Origin of the sequence: Oscillatoria sp. HE19RPO, assembly GCF_024220515.1 — a bacterium.
Taxonomy (GTDB): domain Bacteria; phylum Cyanobacteriota; class Cyanobacteriia; order Cyanobacteriales; family Laspinemataceae; genus Laspinema.
Genome location: NZ_JAMXOT010000093.1, coordinates 1 through 12,212, shown reverse-complemented (window position 1 = coordinate 12,212; position 12,212 = coordinate 1). Strand labels below are relative to the sequence as shown.

The 12,212-nt window shown below is 44.0% G+C and carries 14 protein-coding genes and 1 pseudogene; 11 read left to right on the top strand and 4 right to left on the bottom strand.

The window, feature by feature from the left end; genetic code table 11:
- Positions 1 to 278 precede the first annotated feature (278 nt).
- The 6 genes from NG833_RS30375 (at position 279) to NG833_RS09210 (ending at position 5,890) form a co-directional block, all read left to right on the top strand.
- Complete coding sequence (locus NG833_RS30375) at positions 279 to 404, top strand: hypothetical protein (protein WP_256555886.1); 126 nt, start codon at positions 279 to 281, stop codon at positions 402 to 404.
- Positions 405 to 620: 216 nt separating this feature from the next.
- On the top strand, positions 621 to 779 hold the full coding sequence (locus NG833_RS09230) for a hypothetical protein (protein WP_254564998.1): 159 nt from the start codon (positions 621 to 623) through the stop codon (positions 777 to 779).
- 168 nt (positions 780 to 947) lie between these two features.
- Positions 948 to 1,571: a hypothetical protein gene (locus NG833_RS09225; RefSeq protein WP_254564997.1), complete on the top strand. Its 624-nt coding sequence runs from the start codon at positions 948 to 950 to the stop codon at positions 1,569 to 1,571.
- A gap of 43 nt (positions 1,572 to 1,614) precedes the next feature.
- Positions 1,615 to 3,651 (top strand): hypothetical protein, encoded by a 2,037-nt coding sequence (locus NG833_RS09220; RefSeq protein ID WP_254564996.1) that lies wholly within the window; start codon positions 1,615 to 1,617, stop codon positions 3,649 to 3,651.
- An 805-nt stretch (positions 3,652 to 4,456) separates the two neighbouring features.
- The gene (locus tag NG833_RS09215) at positions 4,457 to 5,227 is read left to right on the top strand and encodes a YebC/PmpR family DNA-binding transcriptional regulator (RefSeq protein ID WP_254564995.1); all 771 of its coding nucleotides are present in this window, start codon (positions 4,457 to 4,459) and stop codon (positions 5,225 to 5,227) included.
- Between the two features lie 438 nt (positions 5,228 to 5,665).
- On the top strand, positions 5,666 to 5,890 hold the full coding sequence (locus NG833_RS09210) for a hypothetical protein (protein WP_254564994.1): 225 nt from the start codon (positions 5,666 to 5,668) through the stop codon (positions 5,888 to 5,890).
- Between the two features lie 162 nt (positions 5,891 to 6,052).
- Here the strand turns inward: NG833_RS09210 and NG833_RS09205 are convergent, their stop codons facing one another.
- From NG833_RS09205 to NG833_RS09190, 4 genes are all read right to left on the bottom strand, one after another.
- Entirely contained in the window at positions 6,053 to 6,484 is a 432-nt protein-coding gene (locus NG833_RS09205) for a DUF2000 domain-containing protein (protein ID WP_254564993.1), read from the bottom strand.
- Between the two features lie 126 nt (positions 6,485 to 6,610).
- Positions 6,611 to 6,835, bottom strand: coding sequence for an NfeD family protein (locus NG833_RS09200; RefSeq protein ID WP_254564992.1), 225 nt, complete (start codon positions 6,833 to 6,835; stop codon positions 6,611 to 6,613).
- Positions 6,836 to 6,921: 86 nt separating this feature from the next.
- Positions 6,922 to 7,602, bottom strand: a complete 681-nt coding sequence (locus tag NG833_RS09195) for a hypothetical protein (protein WP_254564991.1) — start codon at positions 7,600 to 7,602, stop codon at positions 6,922 to 6,924.
- Between the two features lie 240 nt (positions 7,603 to 7,842).
- Positions 7,843 to 8,370, bottom strand: coding sequence for a hypothetical protein (locus NG833_RS09190; protein ID WP_254564990.1), 528 nt, complete (start codon positions 8,368 to 8,370; stop codon positions 7,843 to 7,845).
- 169 nt (positions 8,371 to 8,539) lie between these two features.
- Between NG833_RS09190 and NG833_RS09185 the strand changes: the two genes are divergently transcribed.
- The 5 genes and pseudogenes from NG833_RS09185 (at position 8,540) to NG833_RS09165 (ending at position 11,817) form a co-directional block, all read left to right on the top strand.
- Entirely contained in the window at positions 8,540 to 10,105 is a 1,566-nt protein-coding gene (locus NG833_RS09185) for a hypothetical protein (protein ID WP_254564989.1), read from the top strand.
- Positions 10,012 to 10,485: a tetratricopeptide repeat protein gene (locus NG833_RS09180; RefSeq protein ID WP_254564988.1), complete on the top strand. Its 474-nt coding sequence runs from the start codon at positions 10,012 to 10,014 to the stop codon at positions 10,483 to 10,485. Before NG833_RS09185 ends, NG833_RS09180 begins: the two co-directional genes overlap by 94 nt.
- A 15-nt stretch (positions 10,486 to 10,500) precedes the next feature.
- Positions 10,501 to 10,959: pseudogene (locus tag NG833_RS09175) on the top strand (tetratricopeptide repeat protein); the annotation flags it as partial.
- Positions 10,960 to 11,089: 130 nt separating this feature from the next.
- On the top strand, positions 11,090 to 11,335 hold the full coding sequence (locus NG833_RS09170; protein WP_254564987.1) for a UPF0175 family protein: 246 nt from the start codon (positions 11,090 to 11,092) through the stop codon (positions 11,333 to 11,335).
- Positions 11,332 to 11,817 (top strand): DUF3368 domain-containing protein, encoded by a 486-nt coding sequence (locus NG833_RS09165; protein WP_254564986.1) that lies wholly within the window; start codon positions 11,332 to 11,334, stop codon positions 11,815 to 11,817. The genes NG833_RS09170 and NG833_RS09165 overlap by 4 nt, the downstream gene beginning before the upstream one ends.
- Positions 11,818 to 12,212 lie beyond the last annotated feature (395 nt).

Below are 12,212 nucleotides of genomic sequence, written 5' to 3'. Positions count from 1 at the left end.
AACAAATAAATCATCCTTGCTTTGATGCGATCGCACCTAACAAGGCTCTTTTAGCCCGCGCAGGCACCGCTTTGTCCGTGTAGCCCCAGGCTTGAGCCTGCGGGTTTTTTGAAGGTTTTATTTTTTGGAGTTCCCTTATTATCAACTACACCTGCGGTCCCCTCCCCTTGGCAAGGTCCGGGTTAGGGTGGGGTTCTTCTTGAGCGATCGCCACCTCTTGCCTTTTAATTAACTGCACCTCCCTCCGGTCCCCTCCCCTTGCCAAGGTCCGGGTTAGGGTGGGGTTCTTCTTGAGCGATCGCCTCGTTTCTCTCACTTCACCGGAAGCGCGATCGCCTTATCCAGCAATTGGTCCGTTTCACCCGCTTCACCCCTTGAAACTCGACCGAGACCCCCTAACGTAAAGTTTTGTAACAATATCCGACTTTTCCCGTAAAAAAAGCAAAATCCATCAGAGATAGCTATAGAGGGACAAATAGAAGGCGATCGCACTCTGACCCCAATCAGAAGGATCCCCCTAAATCCCCCTTAAAAAGAGGGACTTGGAAATCCACTCCGGTCCCGATCGCCCCCCAGACCCCAACCGTGATGCTGTTTGTAGCAAGGAGTGCGTTTATTTTATGAGTCTCATGCCTTGGCGATCGGCCATTGCCACTTCCCGGCAAAATTCCCCTAACCTGCCACAAGAGAGGGTTTCAGAAGCATCACCCCCTCAAATTTTCTCCCACCACCATTTATCCCTGCATAAAACTCATCCCGCTTCCCCAGTAAATAAATAGAGTCATTTCACCGGAGTCTATCGAAGACAAACCAGATGCGCCCCCAACCCTAACCCACACCGTAAAACCGCCCCCAATCATCCCCACCCAGGCCCCGAATCCAACCCAAACCCGTGCCTCACAGCGAAAAAACAGCCCACACCATCAAACAAAAACGAGGATAGAACCATGTTGAATACCAACCTTGCCAACTCCACTCACGCCGCCTTAGTAGAAGAGTCCCTGAAAAACGCCTACAACACTTTAAGCGACTTCGCCAACCGTGAAGAATTTCTCCTCAAAATCCAAACCGCATTTGGCGAAACCTTCCATGCCGATAAATTAGAAGGATTACGGCAGCAGTGGATTGCCGGAGACTTTGCATCACTTCCGCAAATCGAAATCCTCACCGGAACCCAACTCCGTGGCGCAAATGCTGCTTATGCGGGGGAAAATAATACGATTTACTTCTCCGAAGACTTTCTGAGTCAGTATGCGGATAATCTTTCCGCCATTAACAGCGTGTTGTTGGAAGAAATCGGCCATTATGTGGATTGGCAGATTAATGATGAGGATACCCCAGGGGATGAAGGGGAATATTTTTCTAATTTAGTGCAAGGGTTTGAGTTGAGCGAGTCTCAGATTCAGGCGTTGCAAGGTGAGGATGATTATGGTGTTTTGAATTTAGAACAAGATTGGTTTAAAATTGAGCAAAATAACCCTACCAGTTTTTTAAATCTCTCTTCAAATTTAGCAATTTCTAGTTTGCAAATTTTTACCATCTGTTTAGTAATATTTTATATGTATCAATAGTTTATCACTTTTTTGCAAACAAACTTTAAGAACTTAGTATAAAATGACAAAGTACCCTGAATCTCAACATCACAAACTCTCCTCTCGCATTTTTGCAGATAATCAAGACCTTGATTTAATTAAATGGCTTGAAAATGATGCTAATAGCGATTTAGTCATCCAAGCAGAAAAAATTTACCATGATCGGCAAGAAGAACAGAAACCTCAAACAATTGTTAATATTTTTGGGAAAAAAATCACTAATCTTATTAACCAATGGATTAAAAACTTGGAAGTAGATGATGTTCAAAAAATCACGGGGTGGTTTTCTTCTCATTTTTTGGCTCAAGCCGAAGACTTACATGGGGATGTTTTTGTTTCTGATGAACTACAAAAAGATTCCAAAATAACGGCAACAGTGGTGTCTGGGGCTACCTGGATTAATGCGATGACGAATTGGCCGATCCTGTACTATGCTTTTAACAACTGGGGCACTCTTGTTGCCCTGACTTCTACCATCATACTCGATTTTTTGCTTTTAACTTGGACAAACAACACCGGAACCGCAGCAGCGGGTGGAAATAAAGGAAAATGGTGGTGGTCTTGGGCAGGAGTTATGGCATTTTTGCTGATTAGCACTCTCCAATCTATTGTAGCTGGCGTCGGAGCAGAATTGATTAACAATCAAGATGAATTAAGCCAGATAAAAGCTGGCGAAATTATTGACAGCTATTTTGCTCAACTAGCAGCAAATTTAGCAGAACGTAATACATTATATGAGGAATACAAGAAAAAATGTGACAGAGATACTGAAATTTTAAAAACCATGCCTTATTGGGATCCGACCAGAAATTCTTTATATTTAGATACTAAAGGTAAATATGGGGAAGAAGATAAAGATTGGAGTAATACTCCCCAAGATAATATTCCAACTTGTCCGCGTTCTAGTTTACTTGGAGAAGTGGTTAACGAACAACGGAATGAATTGGAAGCAGCTAAAAACAATAGGCAAAAACTCGGAAATTTAGGTTATTTAAAAGAAGAATTAAAGGAGCGATATAGCCAAAGCTTTACAGAAGAAGGTCGCCTTAAATCCGGCACAATCGCTGTCGAATTGGCAGTTAACAATTTTTGGCAAAAGTTTAGTAATTGGGAATTAGAGAAATTGGGATTTTCGCTATTTTTTCTAGCTTTGTCAGTTATTACCAGTTTAGGAGCTTTGTTAATGACTCTTACTTATGCCATAAAATATAGTACAAAAATGTCTCGTAATACTAGAGTCGAACGCACTATTAGAATCTGGTTACATGAAGTTTGGTGTTCTTACATGGATAGAGTTGCACGCGACCAACAAAATAATTTTTCAGAATTAAAACCGTATCATGGAATCCTCTTATGTTTATTTATCCAAGAGGTGCAAAAAACAGGTCGCTGCAATTATCCGGTGTTACAACAAATCGCTGAAGCGGCTCAACAATATCCCGATTACTTATTAATGCTTGATCAGTATCGTCAATTACTCACAGAATTAGAGCAATCTTATGACAATATTTGCCAAGCAGTTATTGCCCTGAATTGCCAATTAAGTAAAATTAGCAATAAAATTAATACAGGACAGAGCCAAGCCTATAACATTTATGATTCAGAAGAATCAGATTGGTCTAAAAACTTACACCGACTTTCTGATGGTATTCACACTTTAGTGAAAGTTTCAAAAAAATCTTATTCTGTGAAAAGTATAAAGCTTATTGGATTTCCAATTGGGGCAATTTTAGAACGACGCCAGGATAATTATTTTGTTGAACTTACTGATAAGATTCATCAGGATTGGAAAAAACTAAATCAGCAATGCAATCTCACTTGGGTTCTCTATGGTTCGGAAGAAAATAGCTTGATCGCTCAAAACCACTCTCTAGCAGGTAGTGATACAAAAAAACGGTGCTGCCACGTCAAACAACAGTTATCTGAACTACCGGGTTATTGTATCAAACTTTATGTAGAAACAAAAGATAGAATTAAAGATAAAATAGATGAAGCTAGATTGACTCCATTGGATACCTTTACCCCTGAATTACCTTCTGGTTTAGATGAGTCCAAATGAGAACTCGATTCTCTAGATTTTCTCTTTGTGAATTTCTAGAGGCAAGGCAATATAGCCAGTCTAAATCAGTTTGACAATGGATCTAAGCCTTAAGAGTCATGTAAGAATAACTTAACCATTTTTTACCTAGAAGCATTATCCACAGAGGATTCCAGATAAAATTTGCACAACTTATTTTTACACGATGCCTTATGGTCTTGTAGTGCGAGCATCTTGCTCGCTATCTTTATGCCAGAATGATTTAGGTTCGCTATATAGCGTTTCTCATAAATATAGCAATTCTAAATGATTTGTAACAAAACTAGCGAGCAAGATGCTCGCACTACAACAGTTTTAACTATGGGTCCCTGATACAACTGAGTTAGGACTGCTATATACGGTACAGCCCTCACCTCAAACCGACTGCGGCCCTACATTGGGAGAGAGGCTGGAGTGGGGGTGAGGGCATGAGTCCACCGAACCGCTATATTCGCATAAAACCCACTAAGCCATATGGAGCCGCAGGAGATGATACATTTAATGACGAAAAATCGTTGTTTCTTGTAGGGGCGCAATGCTTGCGCCCCTACTATAAATACACCTTGACAAAGCTAGTTGCCCCTACCCACTCTGAGGACCCAACCGGGTGGCGATCGCCCTCCCGTAACTGTACCTCCGGTACCCTCCCCAAGACACAGGGGAGGGTACCGGAAGTAAAAAACTACTCTTGTAAGCTTCTCCACCCTCCTCATGCACCCACTCTTCCCGCCATGTCTTTATAATTTTATGCTAAAGCTGTAGAGTACATCAAGCAGAAATTAACGGTATGGCTGGACATAGTAAATGGGCTAATATTAAACGGCAAAAAGCTAGAGTGGACGCAGTGAAAGGCAAAACCTTCACGAAAATCTCGCGGGAGATTATCGTTGCGGCGCGCAGTGGCGTTCCAGATCCGGATGGCAACTTTCAGTTACGCACCGCCGTGGATAAGGCAAAAGCGGCAGGGATTCCCAATGAGAACATCCAACGGGCGATCGCCAAGGGTGCCGGAACCTGGGATGATGCCAGCAATAACTACGAAGCAATCCGCTATGAGGGATATGGTCCCGGTGGCGTCGCGGTGATTGTGGAAGCGTTGACGGATAACCGCAATCGCACTGCTGCGGATTTGAGGGCCGCTTTTAGTAAGAATGGCGGCAATTTAGGTGAGACTGGATGCGTGAGTTGGATGTTTGAACTCAAAGGCGTGGTGACCCTGCAAGGGGAGATAGAGGAAGATGAACTGTTGGAGGCATCGGTAGAAGGGGGTGCCGAGTTTTATGAACCGACGGAATTGGATGAAGATACATCGGGCTATGAAGTGTTTACGGAAGCGACTAATTTAGAAACCCTCAACCAAACCTTAAAAGAGCGGGGATATGAGATTATCAATGCAGAATTGCGGTGGATTGCTAATAATAATGTAGAAGTAACGGACCCAGACCAAGCGCGATCGTTGCTGAAAATGATGGATGCTTTGGATGATTTGGATGATGTCCAAAATGTCACCGCCAATTTTGATATGGCGAATGAGTTGGTAGAAATGAGCGTCGTGTAATTGTATCTTAAACCGGCTACTGGTGCAACTCATGATTTCTCCGGTTAAAATCTGGTTTAGGGTGCGTCAAGGCGATCCATAATCAGAGGCTCTGACGCACCTTACCACGGCGTACATCTACCTTGATGAATGGGAAAATTATTGAGCTTTGGGTTGCGATCGCCTCCTGGTAGGGAATCCGGTTGTCAAAGGTCTGTAAAAACCCGCAGGCTTAAGCCTGGAGGCTCACAGGACAAAGCCCGCCTGCGCGGGCTGAAGAGTAAAAACGACTTTTGCACTCCGGATTTGGTATGAGTTCCCCTAGTTCTGCTACTCTCGGGGTGACTGAAGTTGCCAATTTCTGGGAATTACTACTTAGGGTTTTATACCTTCATCGGTTGACAAAACTAGGGTTTTGGAGTTACCATAAAATGATATTTTGTTCATTTGCACCCCTTGATGAAAAATATAGAAGAAACATCCAAATTTAAAAAAGCACTTGAAGTTGTAGAGGCCCTTTCAATCGATGACAAAGGGATATTGGCGGAGATTATCCAACAGCGACTCCGGCAACGGCGACGAGATGAACTGTTACAAGAAGTCGGGCGATCGCAACAAGAATATGAAGCGGGAACCGTTCACCGAGGTTCAGTGGCGGATTTATTGGCCGAATTGGCAGCATGAGAAATTAAGTCAGGACTCCCAGGAATGAATTGTATTAAATTGTACCAATTGAGACGCGATCGGCCCTTCAAATCTCTACATTTTTCTTTGCTTGATTGACATAAAAATGACGAGTATAGATTGTAAATAAGGACACGGCAGTGCCGTGTCTTTATTTACAATCTACCCTTTAAACAGGGAAAATTTGCGAGTTAAAGGTGTGAGTTCGTCAGCGGTGCCAAAAAGTACAATGCCGAAATAGGTTAAGTCATCGGGATTAGCATTTTTGGTGTTTTGCATTTGCTCGGCAGCAGATGCGCCCAGCATACTATCGGTAAAAGCATTATGGAGGATATTCGCTTCATTGGCTGCTTGATGCAAGGTTTTGAGTTGATTGTTGTTTTTGGCGGATAAAATAATGAACGGATAAAGCCCGATCGCAGCAGGTGAAGCCCAATTTGCGGCAAACTCGTAGTTCAAAAATTGCAACTCGTCTATTTGCTGACATTTGGCGATAATTCCGGCGGTGATATGAGCTAAGGCATTCATCAATTTAGAGGTTTCGATTTTGGGATTGAGGACGGCAATAAATTTAGACTGGTTATCAGCGTACATGAATTTTCTCCTGGATTTGTTTGGGTGATTATTAGACTTGTTGCAAAATTTCGGATTGATCCCCCCAACCCCCCTTTCTAAGGGGGGCTTAAGAGAATTCTCAAAAAAATCTAGTTGTTTACTGGTTTATAAAGGCACTACGAGGAGGGTAATGCCTTCGATGCCTACAACTTTGCAGGGTTGACCCGGAACAAGGGAATTAGTGCAATGAGGGTGATAGAATTTAGCAGGCCAATAGGAGGCCATGCAGTAAATTCTTCCGGGAAAATTGGGGGCGATCGCCTCTTCGACCATTCCAGTTACGGGGTGGGAGAATATCTCTACTTTGGGGGGTGAAAATAAATGAGTCACTGCATCTCTCCAAATCTATGAATAGGGGGTTGAGAACCCTGGGAGAGGATTGAATCCATGCTCCCAGGAAGGTGATAAATTGGGGTTTAAATGCGGTTCGCAGGGCCGATCGCATTCAGGTCAATTGCTTTGGGTTCTTCTGCTGCTGGGGGCATTTGACTCAGCCCTTTAAATACACAGTCAACGGCGTTAAATAAACCCCAAACTTCGGTGTATTCTTCCGGCCAATTAGGGCAACCGGCTTCTATATCCCGTTGCCGGTGATATACACCATTGGCCCAATCTTTGTGATTGGGGTGGCGGTGATGCCAGTCATGTTCGGGTAATTCCCCTGAAATCACTGCAATTCGCGCGGGGAGATGATATCCGAGCATTCGCAGTAGCCACAGCAGCCACTCCCGAGGCTGTTCAGAGAAGGGTGCATCTGGGGGAGTTTCTCCCATGAAGCGCCCTAAACTTTTGCGGGCGATCGCAGGTTTGCCAATCCCCGGAACCACCAGCCAGCGGTGTTCTGACGTAAATTGCAGGAGGGCGGAAATTTGATACAAAATAGTGAGCGGAAAGACCCAAGCCACAAGGAAAGCAAACCAAGTGTGAGTAAGGGTGACGACTACGACTACCACGGATACCCAAATGATAGCCATCGCCCTCCTATACAGCGGCGAAGTAACAAAGTTACTCAGAAACCGATTTCGGAGAAATAAGCCATGAAAGTAAGGAGAAATCGCCGTTGTGCGTAATTTTCGCCAGTAGAATTTGGTATTCATGATTGCAATGGTGATAAAAAACAAGGGTTTTGATGCGTATTTTGGGGGCGATCGCAAGGTGAAAATCTCACAAAAAAAGCGATCGCCGTTGTAGTCTGATACGATTTTTCAAGAACTCTGATAGGGATCTCTTCACTCCCCCCTTTCCAAGGGGGGCAGGGGGGGATCCCCATTTTTGGGGCGATCGCTAATTAAAAATCTCACAAAACGAGCGATCGCCATTGTCGTCCGACTAGCACGTTAGGCGTCGTCATCCCTCATGCCGGGAGAGAATCCGAGTTCAAGTAAAAAAACCGCATCTGGGTCCTCCGTGGTAGCGAAGTTCTTGCCGTGGTGATCCTTGATGTGATTACGCCGGTAAGCTTCAAAGTCTTGGGTTAAAAGCAGGGTTGAGATGATTTCGCAGAGAATGCGATCGGCTATTTTATTTCGAGAAAAATTAAAGTGCACGGACTGATGCGAAATGTTGGTCTGGAGCTTTCTCGCCGCGCCAACGACAAATAGCCAGGGGATTGGCAGAAACACCCAATATAGGGGGGATGAGCTGGCGATCGCCCAAGCAACCCCAGCGCCTCCGAACAGAGATAAGCAGGCGGTGGCTAAGTGGGTCCAGGGTGTCTGGTGGAGTAGCGGTTGCTGTCCCCAGTATGGTTTTCCGGTTAACCAGGTGAGAAATTCTTGAAGTACATGGTACAGGGGTTTAGGCCAAGACAATCCAAGTCGAGCGAGTTTTTCCCGCACTTGTGCGGTTTCGTGCTTATGGGTCATAATGGATCTAGTTTATTTTTTTGGTCGCTGCCCCGATTTTGGTTGGGGCACTTTCATTTTCAAGCCTTCCTCTACAAGACTGCCACCACAGTTGTGGTGTTTTTTATGACAGTTTTGGGGATAATCGGAGTACACAATTGTGTAGAGCCAACACAACCGGGGGAAAACTATGAGCCAAGCCGAGTTTGACAAAAATTTCGCCAGACTCACAGATGACGAGAAAAAGATGGTGGCGCTAATCGTATCGGGTAAAACTGCTCCACAAATCGCTCAGGAGTGTGGCCTCTCGCAAAATAGCCTCAGAAAAAAGATTGAGAAGATTAAGGACGATATGGGAATAGAACGGCAGGAAGGACCTACACGCCGTTCTAGAGGTGAATTCATTGCCTTTGTTCTCCGATACAAACCCGAACTCCTGGGAAACAGCACCCCCACAGTTGTGAATCCCTCCGAAGAGTTGCCAACAGAAGCGGACGAACTGGATTGTGTGGAAGAAGCAGAGACATTTAACCGGGAGTTTCTGGGCCGGGGACCTGCTATGGCAGAACTGGATGAACATCTTAGAAATGGTGCAAAAGCGGTCCTGATTTGGGCTGGTGGCGGGGTGGGGAAAACTACGTTAGCGCGGGAATTTTTCAAGGCGCGTGACTTTGAGCTTGTATTGGAACTGGATATGGGGAAGGAGACGCAGGGTATTACCCCAGTGGAGAGCGTGGTTGAATATTGGTTCACAAACGACTTGCAGCAAGAATCGGGACGAGAATTTGGCGTGAGCTTGCGTCGGTTGAAGGAATACTTGAAACGCCATCGGATTGGGATTTTTATTGATAACTTGGAACCCGCCCTAGATAATTGTCTATTTATCGAACCCCATCGGCGCTATGTGGAACTGTTGCTGGTGTTGACGGACCCTACAGTGCAATCGGTAACGCTGATTACCAGCCGCGAACGATTGTGCGAATCAGCGGTGAGTATCGAGTCTTTGCGTCTCAAAGGGTTAGATAAACAGGCATGGGAAGAGTATTTTACCAGCCGCAGGATGGAGATTAATCCGCTGGTTTTAGAACAGATACGCGATGCCTACGGAGGCAATGCCGAAGCAATGAAAATCCTCTGGGGTGCGATCCAAGAGGACTATGGCGGGGATATGGCAGCCTATTGGCGAGTCAACGATGAGGACTTATTAGTCCAAGGGGAATTAGAAGATTTAGTCACCCGTCAGTTCAAACGCCTGGAAGGGCAGAATCCCCAAGCTTATCGACTTCTCTGCCGGATGGGATGCTTTCGCTATCAGGATGTACCCAGAGTTCCCCTTGAGGCGCTGTTATGTTTGCTATGGGATGTTTCAGAAAACCCAGGTCGAATCGTTCGAGCCTTACGCGATCGCGCTTTGATTGAGTGCGAAAAGGGAGAATACTGGCTACATCCGGTGATTCGCGCCGAGGCAATCGCACGGCTGCGATCGGGCAAAGATTGGGAAAGAGCCAATCGAGAAGCGGCTGAATTCTGGACTGAGAGCGTTGATACAGTTGAAACAGTACGACAAGCATTAACAGCTTTTGAAGCTTATCATCATTATGTAGAGATTGAAGATTTTGAAAGTGCGGGTCAGGTTTTTATTACTAGAAGATATATAAATTCATGGGAAAAATTAAAATCTACAGAGACCTTAGTAGCTTCATTTTGGCGCGTTGGTTTATTGAATTTGATAATTATATATACAAAAGCATTATAGAAAACATTAATAATAATTATTGCCTAGCGTTATTAAATTTATGCTTGGGTTATTCCACACATTTAACGGGTTATCCCCATCGTGTAATTAAGTATCATTTAAAGTCTAAAAATTTTGCAGAGAAAATATTAGAAATTTCTGAACTCAAGAATGATAGAAAAGTTTACGAAGGGGCAGAATATACATTTGTAGCATCTTTTGTTAATATAGGTCTTGCTTATATTGATTTAGGAGATTTTCCAAAAGCTATTGAGTATTTTGAAAAAACTTATAATATTTCAGCAGGTAGAGGGGGTGATAATTACCAGCACACTGCTATAGCTTGTTGGTGTCTATCTTTCTCATATTCCTTCTTAAATAAGGAATATAAATCAGTCTAATATGCTGAGAAAGCTGTTCAATTTGCAGAAAAAGCCGCTCATGACATTGAAGTCAATAAATGGAGTTCTTGGAGTCATGGATATTCTTTTTTATACCTAGGATTAACTTATAGTAATTTAGGAGAATTAAAACAATCCCGAGAAATGTATGAAAAAGCTATAAATTATGCTGACAAGAGCAATTACAGGCAAGTGGAAGCTATAGCTTTAACTGGGCTAGGAGAACTGGAACGCAAACACAGAAATTTTACACTTGCACTGTCTCATCATGAAGCATCCATTGAAATCCTCGATTACATTTGCGCAAAATGTGACCTGGCGGAGGCATATTATCAACAAGGATTAACCTATCAAGAGATGGGTGAAACTGAAAAGAGTGAAGAAAACTTTGACAAGGCTATCAAACGTTTTGAAGAAATTGAAGCCCCAAAACAAGTTGAGAAAGTTCGGAAAGCAATAGAAAAAGTTGGATAATCAAGCTTTTTTTGCTACCGGATGGGTAACGGTTCTAAAACTTGCAAAATTCCCCCCACTATAATGGCTCCTCAACCCACCCCAGTTCCACGGTGCTACAATTCAAATACAACTCAAGGAGGATGCTTGAATGAGTGTAATTATTCCCGATGATATCCTGACGGCGGCTAAGATGTCTGAAGCTGAACTCAAACTGGAAATTGCAATTTACCTTTACCAGCAAAGGAGACTCAGCGGCGGAAAAGCGCGACACTTAGCTGGACTGAATATTCTGGACTTTCAACGAGAACTATCAAAGCGGGGAATTTGCGTGAATTATGATGTAGAAGATTTTCAACAAGATTTGAAAAATTTACGAGAATTGGGCCAATTATGACCGTCGTTAGCAATACCTCACCGATTACCAATCTGGCGGCAGTCGGACAGATTGATTTGTTACGACAACTCTACGGCACCATTATCATTCCCCAAGCTGTTTATCATGAAATGACTCGGGGGGATGATACGGTGCCGGGTAAGGTTGAAGTTCAAACTTTGTCTTGGATTCAGGTTCAACCCATTACTAACCCCAGTCGCGTTACGGAACTGACATCAGAAATTCACCTGGGGGAGGCGGAGGCAATTATTTTGGCGATGGAGTTACAAGCTAACGGACTTCTCCTCGATGATTATCGCGGAAGAATGGTGGCAACGCAATTGGGACTGAAAATTACGGGGGTGTTGGGAGTTCTGTTGGTTGCTAAAGGTAGGGGACTGATTCCATCGGTTCAACCTGTGATGGACGACTTGATTGCGATCGCCTCTTTTCGGATTGGCGATCGGCTTTATGGGAATATCTTACAAGCTGCCGGTGAGTAACATTGTCTGCTCAAGCTAGTCCATGTGATGCTGAGATTTGGGTGGTTATGATAACCGAATTATGCCGATTTGAAGAGTCTATAATGTATGGACTGGCGAGAAAGCGAATCGCGGCTACATATTGGGTAAGGTTTGGTACCCGGTTATTGGTCCAAGAAATGATTTCAATTGATGCTGATAAGGTGGTGATAATAACAAGAATCACCCCAATTTGAAACAACCATCGTATATGTAGGGGCGATTCGAGAATCGCCCGTCCAGATTCAGATGACCCGGTTGAAAACGGGAGCATCTCAATTTTGCCTAAAAGGGGAATTTACAAGTCTTGCTCCCCCTGACCTCTTAGGGAAGGGGGCACCGGCGCTTAGGTCTCTTTGCAAAATTGAGATGCTCCC

What these genes read in the sequence shown, in the direction of transcription:
- NG833_RS09195 (WP_254564991.1), bottom strand. Translation starts at nt 7,602, where the DNA reads ATGAATACCAAATTCTACTGGCGAAAATTACGCACAACGGCGATTTCT.
- NG833_RS09215 (WP_254564995.1), top strand. Translation starts at nt 4,457, where the DNA reads ATGGCTGGACATAGTAAATGGGCTAATATTAAACGGCAAAAAGCTAGA.
- NG833_RS09205 (WP_254564993.1), bottom strand. Translation starts at nt 6,484, where the DNA reads ATGTACGCTGATAACCAGTCTAAATTTATTGCCGTCCTCAATCCCAAA.
- NG833_RS09190 (WP_254564990.1), bottom strand. Translation starts at nt 8,370, where the DNA reads ATGACCCATAAGCACGAAACCGCACAAGTGCGGGAAAAACTCGCTCGA.
- NG833_RS09210 (WP_254564994.1), top strand. Translation starts at nt 5,666, where the DNA reads ATGAAAAATATAGAAGAAACATCCAAATTTAAAAAAGCACTTGAAGTT.
- NG833_RS09225 (WP_254564997.1), top strand. Translation starts at nt 948, where the DNA reads ATGTTGAATACCAACCTTGCCAACTCCACTCACGCCGCCTTAGTAGAA.
- NG833_RS09230 (WP_254564998.1), top strand. Translation starts at nt 621, where the DNA reads ATGAGTCTCATGCCTTGGCGATCGGCCATTGCCACTTCCCGGCAAAAT.
- NG833_RS09185 (WP_254564989.1), top strand. Translation starts at nt 8,540, where the DNA reads ATGAGCCAAGCCGAGTTTGACAAAAATTTCGCCAGACTCACAGATGAC.
- NG833_RS09220 (WP_254564996.1), top strand. Translation starts at nt 1,615, where the DNA reads ATGACAAAGTACCCTGAATCTCAACATCACAAACTCTCCTCTCGCATT.
- NG833_RS09180 (WP_254564988.1), top strand. Translation starts at nt 10,012, where the DNA reads ATGGGAAAAATTAAAATCTACAGAGACCTTAGTAGCTTCATTTTGGCG.
- NG833_RS09165 (WP_254564986.1), top strand. Translation starts at nt 11,332, where the DNA reads ATGACCGTCGTTAGCAATACCTCACCGATTACCAATCTGGCGGCAGTC.
- NG833_RS09170 (WP_254564987.1), top strand. Translation starts at nt 11,090, where the DNA reads ATGAGTGTAATTATTCCCGATGATATCCTGACGGCGGCTAAGATGTCT.